Below are 17,832 nucleotides of genomic sequence, written 5' to 3'. Positions count from 1 at the left end.
TTACTCACATAGGGTCTGCAAGGGGCGTTTACTCGCATTTTACATCAAATTTGATTGGAAATACAAAACAGCCCGGTTGCGTTCCGGCCCACCAGCGGCGCCAAGCGCCGGAATCTCATTGCTGAGGCCGCCCATTTTTGCCCTTTTCGCGGCAAATCAAGGAGTTTGCGGGCTTTTCGGTCCATTTTTGTGCTATAATATGCCGGAAACCTATGTGTAAAGGATGGTATGCAAAAATGATCAGTACAAGCGGCGTGACACTCCGTTACGGAAAGCGCGCACTTTTTGAAGATGTAAATATAAAGTTCACTCCCGGCAACTGCTACGGCCTGATCGGGGCGAACGGCGCCGGCAAATCTACGTTTCTGAAAATTATGTCCGGTGAGATCGAAGCCAATTCCGGCGAAGTTCATATCACGCCCGGCGAGCGCATGGCCGTATTGAAGCAGAACCACTTCGAATATGACGAAAACCCGGTGCTGGAAACGGTCATTATGGGACACGCTCGCCTGTATGAAATTATGAAAGAGAAGGATGCGCTGTACGCCAAGTCCGACTTCTCCGAAGCCGACGGTCTGCGGGCCGGTGAGCTGGAGGGCGAATTCGCCGAGCTGAACGGCTGGGACGCCGAGCCGGACGCTGCCGCGCTCCTGATTGGCCTCGGTATTCCGCGTGAGCTGCATGACAAGAAGATGGCGGAGCTCAGCGGCAACGAGAAGGTACGGGTACTGCTAGCCCAGGCACTGTTCGGCCGTCCGAACAACCTGCTCCTTGACGAACCTACCAACCACTTGGATCTCGAATCGATCGGTTGGCTGGAGAACTTCCTCATGGACTATGAAGGTACCGTTATCGTCGTATCCCATGACCGTCACTTCCTGAATAAAGTATGTACGCATATCGCGGACATCGACTTCGGCAAAATCCAGATGTACGTCGGCAACTATGACTTCTGGTACGAGTCCAGTCAGCTGGCCCTCACGCTTCAGCGGGAATCGAACAAGAAGAAGGAAGAGAAGATCAAGGAGCTGCAGGCGTTCATTCAGCGCTTCTCGGCCAACGCCTCGAAGTCGAAGCAGGCGACGTCGCGGAAGAAGCAGCTCGACAAGATCACGCTTGACGATATCCGTCCGTCCAACCGGAAATATCCGTTTCTTAACTTTAAACCTGAGCGCGAAGCCGGCAAGCAGCTGCTGACGGTCAGCAATTTGACCAAGAGCATCGAAGGCGAGAAGGTGCTGGACGAAGTCGGCTTTGTCGTCAACAAAGGCGACAAGATTGCTTTAGTCGGTCCGAACGGGCTGCCCAAGTCGACGCTGTTCGATGTCATCATGGGCGAAGCAGAAGCGGACTCGGGAGAATATACCTGGGGCGTCACGACATCCCAGGCTTACTTTCCGAAAGACAATTCCAAGTATTTTGAAGGTGTGAATATGAACCTGGTGGAATGGCTGCGCCAATATTCCAAGGACCAGGACGAAACGTTCCTGCGCGGCTTCCTGGGACGCATGCTGTTCTCCGGCGAAGAAGCGCTGAAGAAGGCAAGCGTATTGTCCGGGGGCGAGAAGGTGCGCTGTATGCTGGCGAAGATGATGCTGAACGGCGCGAACGTGCTCGTCTTCGACGAGCCGACCAACCACTTGGACCTCGAGTCCATCACGGCGCTGAACAACGGGCTGATCGACTTCGACGGCACGATTCTATTCACTTCGCATGACCATCAGTTCATTCAGACGATTGCGAACCGGATCATCGAGATTACGCCAAATGGTATTATCGATCGCGTGATGAGCTATGATGAGTACCTCGAAAGCGACGAAATCAAGGAACTCCGCCAGCGTATGTATCCGGTGGAAGTGTAAAATAAAACCGCAGGGTAAGTCGCGGGGCGGGGAAAGTCTCTGCCGCGCGCAAGCGGGCATATGCTTTTTACAGAAGAAGGCCGACCGGATGATGCTCCGGTCGGCTTTTTTCAAACTACATATAAATTTATCTCGGTCCCCACAAAGCGTCTGAGTAGGCTTCAAAGCCAAGACCCCGCTTGGTGGGGATATCTTGCGGAGGGAAGCTAATGCGTTACGATTGTCTGATCGTCGATGACGAGGCCGTTCTGGCTGAAACCACCAGCGAATATCTTAACCTGTTTGACGTGAAGGCGGCCTATGTGACGTCGGCGGAAGAATGTCTGGCGTTTATGCGCGAGCACGAGGTATCTCTGCTGCTCCTGGACATCAATTTGGAGGGAGCCTCCGGATTCGAGCTTTGCAAGGAGCTGCGCCGGAAGACGGAGATTCCCATTTTGTTCATTAGCGCGCGTTCGAGCGACGATGATATTGTCGTGGCGCTGAACATCGGGGGAGACGACTATATCCGGAAGCCTTACACACTGAGCGTTCTATTGGCGAAAGTTAGAGCGGTGCTGAAAAGATATGGGGGAGTCAAGCCTTCCGAAGGAATATTGCGGGCCGGAAGCCTCGAATTGGACTGCAACCGGTGCAGTCTTCGGGTCGGCGGTGAGGAAGTTCGGCTGAAGACGCTTGAATTCCGGCTGCTCGCGTATCTGGTCCGGAACAGAAACCGGGTGCTGCCCAAGGAGGAATTGTTCCGCGAGGTATGGGGCGATTCCATCACCGGAGACGGTACGCTGAATGTGCATATCCGGCATTTGCGGACCAAAATCGAGACCGACCCCGACAATCCGCGCTATATCAAGACGGTGTGGGGGACGGGCTATTTGTTCGAGGACGGAGGCGCATGAATATCGGAAAAATGCTGTGGGCCATCGGAGGCGTTCTACTGGTGGGGCTTCTTTCGTCTCTGTTCATCCTTCGGAATCAGGAAGGAGAGACAGGCGTTGATATCGTGGCCGTCAATACGGCCGTAAAGGCGGCGGAAGCGCACTGGGAAGAGATTACGAGGGGCGATTTGAACCGTTGGAAAGTCGCTCTTGCGGCGTCCGGCGGCAAATCGGAGAGCGGCTTGGCGGCTCGGCTGACACTTATTGCGGGCGATGGCCGAACGCTTTACGCCGGAGAAGACGCAGCTTTGTCGATCCACGATGCGCTAAGGAACGGCGATACCGTTGCCGATATTACCGTCGGCGGTGTTCCGGCGGGCAAATTGATTATGGCGAGCCGCGCGGCGGAGAAGGAGAAGGAGAAGGCGGCCCGCCGGGAGCTGTACGCCGCGCTTGCGGTTTCGTGGATGGTATGCGCTGCGCTGTGCGCCGCCTATCTCCTGTACCTGCACCGCTCGGTAATCCGGCCCTTCAACAAGCTGCAAAGCTTTGCTCAGCAGGTCGCCCGGGGCAATCTCGATCTGCCGCTGGCGATGGATAGGAACCGCCTGTTCGGCGCTTTCACCGAAAGCTTCGACCTGATGCGGGAGGAACTGGCGGCTGCCAGGGAGAGCGAATACCGGGCCAACCTCAGCAAAAAAGAACTGGTGGCGAGCCTCAGTCATGATATCAAAACTCCGGTCGCCTCCATTAAGGCGGTGACCGAGCTGATGCTTCTTTCCCCAAAGGAAGACAGGATGCGGAAGCGGCTGGAAGCCGTCCTCTCCAAAGCGGAGCAGATCGACGGGCTCGTCACCAACCTGTTTCATGCCACACTTGAGGAACTGGAGCAGCTCAAGGTCGTTCCGACCGAAGAGTACAGCGGCGTTCTCGGCAGAATTTTGGGAAACGCTTGTTATGGATATGACATCCGGATTGATGTCATTCCGGAGTGCATGCTCATGATGGATGTGCTGCGGATGCAGCAGGTTGTCGACAATCTGCTGGCCAATGCGGGAAAATATGCCGGAACGCCGGTCGAGGCGACTTTTGCGGCTGCTGGAGATTATCTGGTTATGCGAATCGAAGACAAGGGAGAAGGCGTCCCGAAAAGCGATCTCCCGCTGCTGTTCAATAAATTTTACCGCGGGAGCAACAGCGCGGGACACGGCGGTTCGGGGCTTGGGCTGTATCTCTCCCGCAGCTTTATGCGGCGGATGGAGGGGGATCTGGTCTGCTATAACACCCGGGGCGGATTTGCGGCGGAGCTGCGCCTGAAGCTGGTCTGACCGGTTCGGCCCGAAATTTAAGGAACGGTTAAGAATCCGGCAACGACCCGTTAAGAAGCGCTGTAGTAAGATGAAATCGAAGTTCAAATTCGAAGTCTTGTTTACAGGGCGAGGGGGAGAAATGGTAATGACGGAACTGACGCAAGAGGCGTCGCGGGCAAGGATGGGGCTGGCGAAGCCGGAGGAGAAGGGACAGGCGGCGCGCAAGACGGTGCTGACTACCGCCAAGCTGTGCAAGACCTTTTCGACCGGCGGCATTCAGCAGCATGTGCTGAAGAATCTGGATATCGAAATCGGGAGCGGCGATTTTACAATCATTATGGGCAGTTCGGGTTCGGGAAAATCCACGCTGCTCTATGCCCTTTCGGGCATGGACAAACCGACGCTGGGAGAAATTTTCTTCATGGGAAAGGAATTGTCGAAGCTGTCCGCGGACCAGCTTGCGGTATTCCGCCGGGACCACTGCGGCTTTGTCTTTCAGCAAATTTATTTGCTCGATACAATGAGCGTTCTGGATAATGTGCTGGCAAGCGGATTGCTGCGGGGTACGGGCAGGAGAGCTGTCTCCGCAAGAGCCAAGGAACTGCTGATGCAGGTAGGACTCGGGGAAGAGGCCTGGGGCAAATTTCCTTCCCAGCTTTCCGGGGGCGAGGCGCAGCGGACGGGGATCGTAAGGGCGCTGATCAACCAGCCGGCCGTGCTGTTTGCCGACGAGCCTACCGGCGCGCTCAATTCCTCGGCAAGCCGGGGCGTGCTGGATGTGCTGACCGGATTCCACCGGGAGGGACAGAGCATCGTCATGGTCACGCATGATGTTAAGACGGCGTTGCGGGGCAACCGGGTGCTGTATCTTCGCGACGGAATCATCCATGGCGAGCTAGTGCTCGGATTGTACCGGGAAGAGGAAGGCCGGGACCGTCTGGACCGGCTGAATGCTTTTCTGGAAAGTATGGGGTGGTAGCATGGCAGTGAACCATTTGGCCTTGTCGATGCTTCGCAAGCATAAAAGCTCCGCTGCCATCCTATTCGTCCTGCTTCTGCTTACAGTGCTTGTTATGAATACCGGGCTCACCCTCTTTCTCCGGCTTAACGCGTTCTACGATGCCAAGACGGCGGAGCTGTCCGGCGCTGACTTTGTCGCCAATTTGCCGGATGACGGCAGTCTGGACAAGAAGAAGACGTTTCTCCTTGACCAGCCTGCCGTAGCCAAGCTGGAGAGCGAAGAGAGCCTTGTGCTGAATGAAATTCAATTTCCATATAACGGAGGCGTCCTGTCGATCCTTCCGGTCTTTCTGGATGCGGACACAGGCCGCACGCTTTCGCCGCTGCGGCTGACCGAACGTCTTCGTAACGTGCAGGAGCCGCAAATATACGCCCCTTATATTCTGAAGAGCGGCGGGGGCTACAAATTGGGTGACAGCCTGACATTAACCGATTCCAGCCTCAAACGGCGTAGCTATATTATCGGAGGTTTTTTTCAGGATACGCTGCTTGGCAACACGCTCGGCGGTAGCTTGAAATTCTATTTTCCGCATCGCGAGTTCGCTGAATTGAAGGCCGAGCTCGGCGGAAATCATTATATATTTCTGTCGGTGCGGACGGCGAACGGCGCCCATCCGGGTAAACTGACGGATACCTTCAATAAAACCTTTCCCATGGACCCCACATCGTCCAGGATTTTGGCTGATACGGACAGCATGTCCTTGAACTACACCCTCCCTCTCACCCTGATCTCCCTTGTGCTGGTTGCGTTTGCGGTGGTCGTCCTTCTGGTGGCGGGGGTTGTAGTGAGATTCAGGGTCGCCAGCGGCATTGAAGACGATATGGAGAGCATCGGCGCACTCAAAGCCATCGGATATACTGGACGGCAGATTACGGCGGCTCTATTTCTTCAGCAGTTTGTTATTCTGTGCATCGCCGGAGCCGCCGGAGCCGTGCTGGCCTGGGCTGTGCTGCCGCTGCTTGGGAATATGATTTCTTCGTCGGTCGGTTTGCTCTGGACGCAGACCGCTGATCCCCGAATTTCGGCGCTGGGCTTTGCGCTGGTTTCGGTATTCGTATGCGCCGTTACCTACTCGTCGGCAAGAAAGGCGCTGAAGGTTACGCCGCTGACCGCACTACGGAAGGGGATCACGACCCACAGCTTTAAGCGGAACAGGTTTTCCCTGGAACACGCCAAAGGCGCCCTGCAGATGTCCCTCGGTCTAAAAAGAATGCTGCACCGTTTCAGGCAAAATGCGCTGGTGGCGGTCATTATCGCAGGCTTGACCTTTACCAGCCTGTGTTCCTTCATCCTCTATTTCAATTTGGCGAAAGACAGCTCTTTCATTTATCGTTTCATTGGAATGGAGCAATGCGATGTTATGGTGGTTGCGGAGGAAGGGCCTTCGGCCGGGAAGATATTTACGGAAATTGAAAATATGGACGGAGTAAAAAAGACAGGCATGCTGGACCGGCTGTATGCCGGTCTGGAGGACCGTTCGGTGCTCATGAACGTATCCTCCGATTATGGCCGTCTGGACTGGGAGACGCTTTATGAAGGCAGGCAGCCCGTCTATGACAATGAAATCTCCATATCCGGCGTGATGTCGCAGAGGCTGGATAAACGGATAGGCGACCTGGTCAAGGTCTCGCTGGGCGGGAAGAGCGGCGAGTACCTGATCACCGGTCTGACCCAGCAGTTCGGCAATGCGGAATCGGCCTCCGTTACGCTGGAGGGATTGCGGCGCATCCATCCGGAGTATCGGCAAAATTCGCTCAGCATCTATCTGGAAGGAGCGGACAGCAAGGAGTTTATCCGCAAGGTGAAAGCGGAATACGGGAAGGATCTCATTATGGTGATGGACGTCAAAGCTACTTTGAACAGTCAAATCGGCTCGCTTGTGAACGCCATTTTCCTGGTAACGGTAGTGGTGATGGCGGCGACCGTACTGGTCGTTGCGTTGATCCTGTATCTCGTCATCCACACTCTGATTGTCAAGCAGAGGACGGAGTTCGGCATTCTAAAAGCGATCGGGCACACCACCCGGCAGCTTATGCTGCAGGTGGCATTCGGCTTTGTTCCGGTTGTCGCCGCAGGCGTTACCGCCGGAGGGCTTGCCGGTGTCGCGCTCACGAACGGCTTTCTGTCGCTGCTCTTTGCGCGCTCAGGCATTTTCAATGCCAACTTCCGGATTCCAGCTCTGCCGGTGACGGCGATTTGCGCGGGATTTGCGGCGGCGGCCTGCCTAATGGTGCTGCTCCTCGCTAGGCGGATCAAACCGATCTCGCCGCGTACCCTGCTCGCGGAGTAACGAAAGAAGAAACGGCCGTACCGTCCTGCGTGGACAGCGCGGCCGTTTTTAATTATCGGAAATAATTGGAATTAATCAAAGGGTACGGGCAATCACCCGGGCTATGGAGGAATCGGCGTCGATATTCAGCGGAAGGGCGGTCACTTCAAACCGGGATAAGGGGAGCAGCGCCGAAAGATTCGTCAGGTTTTCGATGATCGGAATGCGGCGACCAAACAGCAGACGGTGTATCTCGAAAGGATATCTGTCCGGTGATGGAGTGTCCATGCCGACCATTTTAATCTTTTTTCGAATTAGAAGTTCCGCAAGCTCCGGTGTCAGTACCGGAAAATCGGCAAAATAGGCGGGATCTCTGAACAAATCGCCATGTCCGGTGTACAGGATTACGATCTGCCCTTCGCGAACGAGCTGTTCGTATTCGGGCTTGTATCCGATCACTCCGGCTCCCCGAACATCCAGCAAGCAGCCCTCCCCAATAAACGTGCTCAGCGGATACCCGTTCAAATATTCCGTGCAGTCCGTCATGTGCATATGCCCGTCGATATGCGTTCCCGAGTGCATGTTGATGGTCAGGAGATGATTGTTATAGCCGTCCCGGGAGAATTCGGCGGACCTTGCAAGCTGCGTTTGCAGATCCCCCGGATAGACCGGCAGCCCGTCCCGGATGGGGTGGGTCAGATCGATGATCATGGCTTTTAGACTCCTTTACTATAAACTCAAAATAAAAACGAGGCGGTTCTGAAGGCAGCGGGAGCTAAATAAAGCTGCGTTTAGGACGACCTCGTTTGATTTTCTAATCCCTTAGAAGGCTGCCCCTGTGCAAATTTGCAGTGAAGCTGCCCGGATCAGGACCCGCCGGTGCGGCGGCGCTGGTTATTCGGTTTCTTGTTGTTCTGGGTTTTGAACGTTTTGGCTGCGCCGGCTTGAAAAGCGCCCGGTTTGGAGTTGTTCTGCTGCTTCTTCTGCTCTAGCTTTTGCCGGATGGCATCGGCGAGGTTGATTTTGGGCTTGTCGCTGCTCTCGGTCATTGCGTAATCCTCCTTGAAGCTTGTAATGAGAATATTTTAATGGTTTTTGAAAACGCCGACAAGGGCAAGAATAGTTAAAGCGTTCTTTGATACAAGCGTCTTTGGTTGTAGCGATCTTTGCGGCGGGCCAACACTGTTGCTCTAGACCCACAGGTATGTGCTTTGCTAGGATAGAGTGAAACTGGAAAATATGTACTTTTGTATTTTTAAAAAGGAGTGTCGGAATTGGCTGATATTTATGAGGACATTCGAAAAGGCGAGAGGGGGGCGATGATCAGCATAGCAGCTTATATCGTCCTGTCATCTTTCAAGCTAGTCTGTGGCTATCTGTTCGCATCCAGCGCGCTGCTCGCGGACGGTTTCAATAACCTTACCGATATTGTCGCTTCTTTGGCTGTTCTGATCGGTCTGCGTATTTCACGCAAGCCGCCCGATTCGAATCATGCTTACGGACACTTTCGGGCGGAGACGGTAGCCGCGCTGTTGGCCTCTTTTATCATGGCGATGGTTGGTATCCAGGTTATTATTGAATCGGTGCGTTCCCTCTTTCAGGGACATGAGTCCGTTCCGGGTTTGTGGTCGGCCGGCGTGGCGATTGTGTGTGCTCTGGCGATGCTCGGAGTGTACTATTATAACCGCCAGCTTGCGCTCAAGATCAACAATAGTGCGCTTATGGCTGCCGCCAAGGATAATTTCTCGGACGCCATGGTCAGTATCGGCGCGGCGCTCGGCATCATCGGCGCGCAGTTCGGACTTCCGTGGCTGGACCCGGTCGCAGCGTTCGCGGTCGGCCTGCTGATCTGCAGAACGGCATGGGAAATCTTTAGCGACTCGACATACCGCCTTACGGATGGATTTGACGAGAGCCGGCTGATGGATTTACGCAGCACCATCGAGCGGACGCCTGGCGTTGAAGCCATCAAGGACATGAAGGCGCGGATTCACGGAAACCAGGTCCTAGTGGATGTAGTCGTTGAAGTTGATGCGGATCTGACCGTTATGGAAGGCCATAATATCAGCGACTCTATCGAGGAGCGCATGCATAACAAGCACAACATCATGAGCGTGCATGTTCATGTGGAACCCAAATGTTAACAATTCTCACCAAATCCAAGTAGAAATAAAGACTATAGACCTGTACTTTTCCATGAATTGGCATGCCGAATTGTGAAATTTGGTGCATGTTCCCATATCCGGGTGAGCCTATAATGATTGCAGAAAACAATAACGGCGGCGCCACCTTTGTTGATTTCTGATCATATCCATTCGGGGGAACGGTATGAACCAATTAACCAAGCAGCTACTTGCCGCGTTATTATTATCAACCGCAGTTTACGCTTCTTCAGGCGGGCTCGGGGCTCAGCCTGCCCATGCGGCTGAGAATTCGGCCGCTGTTCTGTCCAGTCCCGCCTCGCAATCGGCCGTCATTCAGTCAACGGTCCGGCTCCGCAGCGCGCCTTCCGTAGGCAGCATGGTACTCTCCTATTTGAAAGAAGGGGAGAAGGTACTGATTCTGGAAAAGACGAATGCTTATTTCTATAAGGTCCGCAACAAGGACGGAGAAATCGGCTATTGCAGCTCTCAGGACAAGTATATTGCTCTGATGGCTGCCGGAGCGGTTCCGCAGCCTTTACCGCCTGCTCCTGCGGCAGCGAGTATCGAGTCGGTCATTGGAAGAGGGATGTCCTATCTCGGTACGCCTTATGAATTCGGATCAAGCCGCAGCGACACCTCCACCTTTGATTGCTCGGATTTTGTCCGGCAGATTTATCTCGAAGCGGCGAATATCAAGCTGCCGGCCGATTCCAGACAGCAGGGGAGATGGGTCAGGGAGAATAGTTCCGCCGTAACGGATATATCGGGTCTCAAGCGGGGCGATCTGATGTTCTTTATGAGCTACAAAGGAAGCTCAGCCGCTGCTTATGCCGGGATTGACAAGTCGGCGGAGACGATTACGCATGTCGCTCTATATTTGGGAGACGGACAGATCCTGCACACGTATTCCGTATCTTCCGGGGGCGTGAGAGTGGATAAATTAAGCGCTTCTTGGACCAAGCGGTTCCTCTTCGGAGGTCCGGTTATCCACTGATAATACAGCTTGCCTAGTGCGGAAGCGACAGCAGTACAGTTTGTGACGGGTGCAATACATGAAAAAAGGGTGTTTCCATCGGCGGGTGCTAATGGGGATGCCCTTTTTGCGCTGCGGGCCGGACAATCCGGTATCCAAACCGGGGGATTTTATCTCGACCTGTCATGACAAGGCGCAGCACTGCGGTATACTAGAGATAGTTAGAGCAGAATCGTTGCAGGACAACGAAGGGAAGAGAAAATATGCCTCATTCTAATAAAAAAAGAGCGCCGGGCAAAATCCTTTTCCGGACGCTCGCCGGAGTTGTACTGTTCCTGCTCCTCGCGGGAGTAGCCGCCGCCTGGTACGCCGCACCGGTGAATAAGCTGGATATGTCTTATGACCAGGTGGATCTTGAACCAAAGCTGCTCCAAATGGCAAAAGACAGAAGCCCCGTGCTGACGCTGACCGAAGACGAGCTGAACAACCTGTGCAAAAAAGGGCTGAACGACTATCTGTCCGAGCATCCTTCATCCCTTGTCCGGATTACCGGAGCCCGGTTCCGGCAGAGCGGAGACCGGCTGACTGCGGATATTAACGGGCAGGCCGGTCCGGTGCCGTTCGGTGCGGAAGTCGGCATGATTATGGAGGTTTCGCCGGATTCGGGAGGAACGATTAGGCTGCGTCACGACTATACATCGATCCGGAACCGGAAGGTGCCAAAAGGCATACTATCCATTCCGCCGATATCGGTCCGCTTACGGGATCATATGCCGTTTATGGTAGAGGTCCACAAGATTGAACTGCTGGAGAGCGGTGTGCGCGTCTCATTTGCCGTAGACTGGGGAGATTTGCTTCGTCTGCTGATGAAGCTGAAATAAGCCCGGGAATCCTCCCTTTGCGAGGGAGGGCACCCGGGACTTGCTTCAGCTTATTTTAGTTTGCCGAGCCGCCCTATGCCCTTTTTTTCAGCATGCGATCATACAATTACAATGACCGCCCCTGCGGCAGACGCCTCGCCGAACGGTTGTTTCGGCTGTAGACCCTAGGGGTAACTATGCAATATTAAGGCAGACTTGAGGCCGATAATATTATGAATCGGAAGGAGTTTATACCCATGATCATTAGTCTCAGCGTGGCGCTTATGGCTGTCGCATTCGCAGTTCTCGTATTCTTTCTGATTAAGACTCTGAATTCCGCCAAGGATTCTCTCGACAAAGTGAGCCAGACGCTTCAGGAGGTACAGAAGACGGTCGATGAGCTTACTTATGAAGTAAAAACAACGGTAAGACACGCCAACAAGATTACGGCGGATGTGCAGGGCAAAATAGAGAAAATCGATCCTATTATGGACTCGGTCCAGAATCTGGGCGAGGTGCTCAGCGAACTGACGCTGACCATGAAACAGGTATCGGTAACGGTCATTGAGAGATTCCGCAAAAACCGGGAGCTGAAAGAGAAAGCGGAGCTTGTATCGATTAACAACGCAAAGGTGACCCCCGCTGAGGAGCGGACGATAAATTCCTACAATGCGGTAAACAGCAAGAAGGGGAGATTGGACGCCGTCCTGAAAGGTGTCGACGTCGCCGCCGGTCTTTGGCAAAGATACCGGAAGTAGCGCCCTTGCATCCTGATGAGAAATCCTTTCAGGAAGCATGGAAGGATTAACAGTCCAATAACGTAACCTCCAGCTCCACTGTGGACTGGGGGTTACTTTTAATGGAAAAGTGTCTTTTTGTCTATCTAAGGAAAGAAAAGGCGATGCCTGCAAATGTTGCGGATGGAAAATACCCGGCTAAATATCGTATGATAACATTATGCGCATTTTGGATTTTTCAGTCGAATTATGAGATTGCGAGGTGAAGTAATGAAAATTCTAATTGTTGACGACAATCCTACCAATATTATCATCATCCGTGAAATCCTAAAAAAAGAGGCGTATCGCAATGTGATTACAGCGGCTTCCGCTATTGAAATGCTGGAGCTGCTCGGGGTTGGCGGCGAGAATACCGAACTTAGGCCCAAGCATCCCGATGTCGATCTTATTCTCCTCGATATGATGATGCCCGAAATGGACGGTATCGAGGCCTGCCGGATCGTGCAGCGGTACGCGAATTTGAAGGATATTCCAATTATCATGGTAACCGCCGTCGGCGACTCCAAGAAATTGGCGGAAGCGCTGGATGCCGGCGCGGTCGATTATGTAACCAAGCCGATCAACAAGGTCGAGCTGATGGCGAGAATCCGCTTGGCTCTGCGGCTAAAGGCCGAGAAGGATTGGCATAAGGAAAGGGATCAGCGCATTCAGTATGAGCTGAAGCTTGCGGCGCTGGTGCAGAATGCAGTGCTCAGCCTGCCGCTGAGAGAAGAGCTGTTCGAAGTGCATGCCATTTATCAGCCTTCATTTGAGCTGGCCGGGGATTTATACGCCTGGTACGCGCTGGGAGACGGGCGGTATGGGGTCATTTTGCTGGATATGATGGGACACGGCATTTCATCTTCCCTGTTCTGTATGTTCATCGCTTCCGTACTCAAGGACACGGTCACGACTTACGTCGAGCCGGAGAAAGTCATCCAGGAACTGAACCGGCGCTTCAACCAGCTCTATATCGAAAAGCAGCTTGTACAATACTATTTTACAGCCATTTATCTTGTGATTGATACCAAATTACAGCGTATTGACTATGTGAATGCGGGTCATCCCCCTGCGCTGTTCTTCGAAGGCGACGCCGCCGAACCGGTGTTGCTGGAGAGCAACTGCCATCCGGTGGGGGTGTTCGACCGAATCGAGGCTTCGCCTCAAACGCTCACTTATGAACAGGAAGGCCATTTGGCGATGTATACCGACGGGCTGCTGGAGATGGTGGATGGGGACCAGCAGGAACAGCTGGAATTCCTGATCCGCGAGCTTACGGGGGAGCATGAGTGGCGGGAAGAGCCGATGAAGGCCGCTTTTTTTGATGACAAGGCTCCGGGTGAGCGTGATGACGACAAGTGTCTGGTGTGGATTTCACTGAGAAGGGGAAAGCAATAACGAATGCTTGTATTCGTAATTCCGGATTTGGGGTAATATTCTTACAGGCAGAATAATCAGCCGTTTGCCGGAAGACGGCATCGCAAGGGAGCCGGAATCAATGACAACAACAGAACGAGGAAGCGATGAGCAGCCCCTTGCAGGAACCGATAAGAACGAGCTGGAAAATATCGAAATCGAGCTTCTGCTCTGCGGTATTTATCGCCTATACGGATATGATTTCCGAAATTATTCACTGCCTTCCCTGAGGAGACGGATCTGGCATCGTGTTCATGGGGAGAACCTTTCCAGCATATCCGCGCTGCAGGAGAAGGTGCTTCATGACAGGGCCTGCTTCGAACGTCTTATTTACAGCCTTTCCGTACCGGTCACGGAGATGTTCCGGGACCCCGACATGTTCCTGACTTTCCGCCAGAAGGCCGTTCCTCTTCTGAGGAACTACCCGTATATCCGAATCTGGCATGCCGGCTGCTCTACGGGCGAAGAGGTATACTCCATGGCGATTCTGCTGAAGGAGGAGGGCTTGTACGACAAAGCGCGTATTTACGCCACCGATATAAACAACAGATCGCTTCAGCAGGCCAAGGAAGGCGTATACGAAATCAGTAAAATGCAACAGTATAGCCAAAACCACATGGAGGCGGGCGGTAAGCGCGCCTTTTCGGAATATTATACAGCGAAGTATAATTCGGTCATCTTTCAGCCTGCCTTACGCAAAAACATTACTTTTGCCGAACATAACCTGGCGACCGATACTTCATTCAACGAGTTCAATGTTATATTTTGCCGGAATGTAATGATTTACTTTAACGATGAGCTTCGAGAGCATGTCCACAGCCTGTTTTTCGAGAGCCTCAGCCGATTCGGATTGCTTGTTCTCGGAGCCAAAGAGTCCATTCATTTCACAAGGTACAGTGACAGTTACGAGCCGCTGGACAGAGTGGAAAAGATCTATCGTAAAATCAAATGATGTGTCTAGGAGGGGCCTATGGTGGGTCAAGAACCGATTCACATTCTGCTGGTAGACGATCGTCCCGAAAACTTGCTGGCGCTTGAGGCGGTGCTCGAGAGCAAGAAATACAAATTCATTAAAGCAAATTCCGGCGAAGAGGCCCTAAGCCTCCTAACAAGCCACGAATTTGCTGTCATCGTCCTTGATGTTCAGATGCCGGGAATGGATGGAATTGAGACAGCCAAGCTGATTAAGGCCCGGGACAAGACGAAGGATATTCCGATCATTTTTATTTCGGCGGGCAGCAAGGAAGCGGAGCAGTTGTTTGCCGGATATTCCGCCGGCGCCATCGACTATATGGACAAACCGCTTATTCCGCAGATTCTGAAATCAAAAATTGAAGGCTTTGTCGATATGTTCTTGACTAATAAGAAGCACCAGAACCAATCGATGCTTCTTCAGCAGAAGACGCAGGAATTGGAGCGGATGGGCAAGGAACTGCTCAAAGCGAAGGAAGATGCAGAGAGCGCCGCTAAGGCAAAGACTGCATTTTTGGCGATGATGAGCCATGAAATACGCACGCCGATGAACGGGGTCGTGGGGATGATCGACCTGCTTATGGAAACGGCGCTCACGCCGGAGCAGCAGGAATACGCGGATGTTATCCGCAGAAGCACGGACACTCTCGTCACCGTCATTAACGATATTCTGGATTACACCAAGATGGAATCCGGTAAAATGGAAGTGGAAATCCAGCTGTTCGAGCTGCGCAGCTGCATACAGGAAGTGTTCAGCCTGTTCTCGGTTGAAGCGGGCAAAAAGAATCTCGAATTGGCCTATTTTATTGACCATACTCTGCCAAATCTGTTGTACGGGGACATGGCCCGGCTTCGCCAGGTGCTGATGAATCTCGTATCCAATGCGATCAAGTTCACAAGCCGCGGCGGGGTATACTTGGTCGTCACAGGCACGGAGAGAAGAGACAATCAAATCGTTGTGGAATTTATGGTCAAGGACACCGGCATCGGTATATCCCCGGAAAAGCGCGACCGTCTGTTCCAGCCGTTCTCCCAGCTCGATTCATCGATGGCCCGAAAGTACGGCGGCACCGGGCTTGGGCTGGCCATTTGCAAATCGCTGGTGGGTATGATGGGAGGCGATATTCGGGTGGAATCCATGGAGAAGAAAGGCGCCGCCTTCATATTTACCATTACCGTGGGGCTGCCGGAGGAGGATTCAGGCGGAAGTGGCCATCAGGAGAAGGGAACCGGGTCCTCACGTTGCAAAGAAGGCAGATATAAGGTGCTTGTTGTGGACGAGCATCCCATTAACCAAAGGCTGATAGCCAGCATGCTGGAGAAGCTGGGGATCGCGGCGGATATAGCCGAGAATGGACGGCAGGCCGTGGACATGGCTCTGTCCTGCCCTTACGAGCTTATCTTTATGGATCTTCAAATGCCTGAAATGGACGGCCTGAAGGCCGCGCAAGAGATTCGCGAGGGGAGAAGGCACGATCTTCGGTCTCCCGTCATTATCGCCATGACAGCTGGCGTCGTAGACGATATTCAGAGCCGCTGCCAGGCCGCAGGCATGAACGGTTATATCAGCAAGCCGCTTAAGCTGAGCAGCATCGGGCAAATTTTATCCCGTTATTCCTGTGGGGCAAGTCTGTACCACGGCCGTGATACCACGGTCAATCCCGCATAACCTAGTAATTTCCAGAGCATGAAGTCCGATTTTTTTGTTTCATGGGCATGTCTTTAGGGTTATTGGTAAAGAAAACATCAATCAGGAGAGATTTTCTATGAATACACATAAGAGCGAAAAGTTTCATGCAACGACAAAAACCGAGGCTGGCGTTTGCACAGTCTACTTGAGAGGCGAACTCGATTTGTCGGTCGCTGCCGATTTTCGGTTGGTGATGGAGCCGCTTGTGGGGGATACTGGGCTAGATCTGGCCATTAACATGAAAGAATTGAAATATATCGACAGCACGGGAATTGGAATTCTCCTGTCGATCCTCAAGGCAAGACACGGAATGAATGTTAAATTCACCGTGGAGGAAGTTCCGCCGCAAATACAGAAGCTGTTTGATATGACCGGTATCGCCAAATTTTTTGCCTCCCAAGAGAATTCCCACTAGGAAAGGACCGAACAAAGAATGAGTGATGATATACAAAAAGTGATAATCCAGTTGCCTGCCAGTGCAGAATATGTCGATATTGTCAGACTCAATTTATACGGAATTGCCTCGAAGATGGGCTTTTCGTACGAAGATATAGAAGATATGAAAGTAGCGGTTTCCGAGGCCTGTAACAATTCAGTTCTTTACGCCTATGAGCAGGAGGATGGATTAGTCGATGTCATCTTTGAAGTAAGTGCGGACGCCCTGTCGATCACCGTCAAAGACGAGGGGGAGAGCTTTGACAAAGTGAAAGCATCTGGAGAGCGCATGGCCCTGCATGACAAGGAACTAAGCGATGTTCAAGTCGGGGGGCTCGGCTTCTATCTGATGCAGGCGCTTATGGATGAGGTTAACGTCATAAGCGAATCCGGGAAGGGGACAGTCGTAACTTTGACTAAAAAGCTTCATCTCAGCGAGGAGAGAGTATGAATGAAAGAGTGACTCCCCCAGAGTCCTTGGACGAATCCGTCTCTCTTATTTGGGAATATCAGCAGACCAAAGATAATGACATCGCCACCACTTTGATTCATAGATACGAACCGATGGTCAAGATGGCCGCAGGAAAGATTGCCCGCAACCGCCCCGATCTTTATGAAGACCTCTATCAGGTCGGTCAGATGGCTCTGATCCGCCTCCTGCAGCAATACGATATCAGCCTTGGTATTCCTTTTGAGCCCTATGCCATGAAGAGCATGATCGGGCATATGAAGAATTTTCTCCGCGATAAATCCTGGTACATACAGGTTCCCAGACGCATCAAAGAAAAAGGCGCATTGGTCCAGCAGGCGATTGACGAACTGACCGTCAAGCTGGAGCGTTCACCCGATGTGGGCGAAATCGCGCGTTACCTTGATCTGTCTGTGGAGGAAGCGGTGGAAGTTCTTGCCGGAAGGGAATGTTACCATTACGTATCGCTGGATTCCCCGCTGTCTCAGGAAGAGACCGGCGCCACGCTGGGCGAACTGATCAGCTCGGATGCGAACGACTATGATACCGTAGAGCGGCGCATGGACCTTCAGCAGGCGCTTGGACAATTGAAGGAGCAGGAGCAGAAGGTGCTGCTGCTGGCATTCCAGGAAGGGCAGTCTCAGCGGGCTATCGCCCAGAAGCTGGGTGTATCTCAGATGAGCGTATCGCGAATTCAGAAACGGGCTACCGAGAAGCTGAAACAGATTATGTCCAATTCGACGTATTGATGGACAAACTT

At 52.9% G+C, this 17,832-nt stretch carries 17 protein-coding genes; 15 read left to right on the top strand and 2 right to left on the bottom strand.

Annotated elements, in window-relative coordinates:
- Nucleotides 1-236 precede the first annotated feature (236 nt).
- The 5 genes from KP014_RS27295 (at nucleotide 237) to KP014_RS27275 (ending at nucleotide 7,358) form a co-directional block, all read left to right on the top strand.
- Nucleotides 237-1,862 (top strand): ABC-F family ATP-binding cassette domain-containing protein, encoded by a 1,626-nt coding sequence (locus KP014_RS27295; protein ID WP_036590595.1) that lies wholly within the window; start codon nucleotides 237-239, stop codon nucleotides 1,860-1,862.
- A 209-nt stretch (nucleotides 1,863-2,071) separates the two neighbouring features.
- Nucleotides 2,072-2,758, top strand: a complete 687-nt coding sequence (locus KP014_RS27290; protein WP_036590592.1) for a response regulator transcription factor — start codon at nucleotides 2,072-2,074, stop codon at nucleotides 2,756-2,758.
- On the top strand, nucleotides 2,755-4,065 hold the full coding sequence (locus tag KP014_RS27285) for a sensor histidine kinase (protein ID WP_036590589.1): 1,311 nt from the start codon (nucleotides 2,755-2,757) through the stop codon (nucleotides 4,063-4,065). The genes KP014_RS27290 and KP014_RS27285 overlap by 4 nt, the downstream gene beginning before the upstream one ends.
- Before the next feature lie 127 nt (nucleotides 4,066-4,192).
- On the top strand, nucleotides 4,193-5,026 hold the full coding sequence (locus tag KP014_RS27280) for an ABC transporter ATP-binding protein (protein ID WP_246590598.1): 834 nt from the start codon (nucleotides 4,193-4,195) through the stop codon (nucleotides 5,024-5,026).
- A 1-nt stretch (nucleotide 5,027) separates the two neighbouring features.
- Entirely contained in the window at nucleotides 5,028-7,358 is a 2,331-nt protein-coding gene (locus KP014_RS27275; RefSeq protein ID WP_036603426.1) for an FtsX-like permease family protein, read from the top strand.
- Between the two features lie 75 nt (nucleotides 7,359-7,433).
- On the opposite strand, the gene KP014_RS27270 is transcribed toward KP014_RS27275, so the two are convergent.
- Both KP014_RS27270 and KP014_RS27265 read right to left on the bottom strand, forming a co-directional pair.
- Nucleotides 7,434-8,048, bottom strand: a complete 615-nt coding sequence (locus tag KP014_RS27270; RefSeq protein ID WP_036603424.1) for a cyclase family protein — start codon at nucleotides 8,046-8,048, stop codon at nucleotides 7,434-7,436.
- 155 nt (nucleotides 8,049-8,203) lie between these two features.
- Complete coding sequence (locus KP014_RS27265; protein WP_046723626.1) at nucleotides 8,204-8,386, bottom strand: hypothetical protein; 183 nt, start codon at nucleotides 8,384-8,386, stop codon at nucleotides 8,204-8,206.
- A 270-nt stretch (nucleotides 8,387-8,656) separates the two neighbouring features.
- Between KP014_RS27265 and KP014_RS27260 the strand changes: the two genes are divergently transcribed.
- The 10 genes from KP014_RS27260 to KP014_RS27215 all read left to right on the top strand — a co-directional run bounded on the left by KP014_RS27260 (nucleotide 8,657) and on the right by KP014_RS27215 (nucleotide 17,821).
- Nucleotides 8,657-9,481 carry a cation diffusion facilitator family transporter gene (locus tag KP014_RS27260; RefSeq protein ID WP_175491914.1) on the top strand — a complete coding sequence of 275 codons (825 nt, stop codon included), beginning with the start codon at nucleotides 8,657-8,659 and terminating at the stop codon, nucleotides 9,479-9,481.
- 184 nt (nucleotides 9,482-9,665) lie between these two features.
- Nucleotides 9,666-10,475: a C40 family peptidase gene (locus tag KP014_RS27255; protein WP_036589656.1), complete on the top strand. Its 810-nt coding sequence runs from the start codon at nucleotides 9,666-9,668 to the stop codon at nucleotides 10,473-10,475.
- 242 nt (nucleotides 10,476-10,717) lie between these two features.
- Nucleotides 10,718-11,335, top strand: a complete 618-nt coding sequence (locus tag KP014_RS27250; RefSeq protein WP_051499427.1) for a hypothetical protein — start codon at nucleotides 10,718-10,720, stop codon at nucleotides 11,333-11,335.
- A gap of 236 nt (nucleotides 11,336-11,571) precedes the next feature.
- On the top strand, nucleotides 11,572-12,072 hold the full coding sequence (locus KP014_RS27245) for a DUF948 domain-containing protein (protein ID WP_036589653.1): 501 nt from the start codon (nucleotides 11,572-11,574) through the stop codon (nucleotides 12,070-12,072).
- A gap of 249 nt (nucleotides 12,073-12,321) precedes the next feature.
- Nucleotides 12,322-13,488, top strand: coding sequence for a PP2C family protein-serine/threonine phosphatase (locus tag KP014_RS27240; protein WP_036589651.1), 1,167 nt, complete (start codon nucleotides 12,322-12,324; stop codon nucleotides 13,486-13,488).
- 100 nt (nucleotides 13,489-13,588) lie between these two features.
- Nucleotides 13,589-14,458: a CheR family methyltransferase gene (locus tag KP014_RS27235; protein ID WP_036589649.1), complete on the top strand. Its 870-nt coding sequence runs from the start codon at nucleotides 13,589-13,591 to the stop codon at nucleotides 14,456-14,458.
- A gap of 18 nt (nucleotides 14,459-14,476) precedes the next feature.
- A complete protein-coding gene (locus KP014_RS27230; RefSeq protein WP_036589647.1) occupies nucleotides 14,477-16,147 on the top strand; it encodes a response regulator in 1,671 nt (556 codons plus the stop codon).
- Nucleotides 16,148-16,244: 97 nt separating this feature from the next.
- The gene (locus KP014_RS27225) at nucleotides 16,245-16,583 is read left to right on the top strand and encodes an STAS domain-containing protein (RefSeq protein WP_036589646.1); all 339 of its coding nucleotides are present in this window, start codon (nucleotides 16,245-16,247) and stop codon (nucleotides 16,581-16,583) included.
- Between the two features lie 18 nt (nucleotides 16,584-16,601).
- The gene (gene rsbW / locus KP014_RS27220; RefSeq protein ID WP_036589642.1) at nucleotides 16,602-17,054 is read left to right on the top strand and encodes an anti-sigma B factor RsbW; all 453 of its coding nucleotides are present in this window, start codon (nucleotides 16,602-16,604) and stop codon (nucleotides 17,052-17,054) included.
- On the top strand, nucleotides 17,051-17,821 hold the full coding sequence (locus KP014_RS27215) for a sigma-70 family RNA polymerase sigma factor (protein ID WP_036589640.1): 771 nt from the start codon (nucleotides 17,051-17,053) through the stop codon (nucleotides 17,819-17,821). The genes rsbW and KP014_RS27215 overlap by 4 nt, the downstream gene beginning before the upstream one ends.
- The last annotated feature ends 11 nt before the right edge of the window (nucleotides 17,822-17,832 follow it).

This window comes from Paenibacillus sophorae, from assembly GCF_018966525.1.
Taxonomy (GTDB): domain Bacteria; phylum Bacillota; class Bacilli; order Paenibacillales; family Paenibacillaceae; genus Paenibacillus_AQ; species Paenibacillus_AQ sophorae.
Note: the sequence above shows the minus strand (reverse complement) of the source record. Positions and strands in the feature narration are given on the sequence as shown.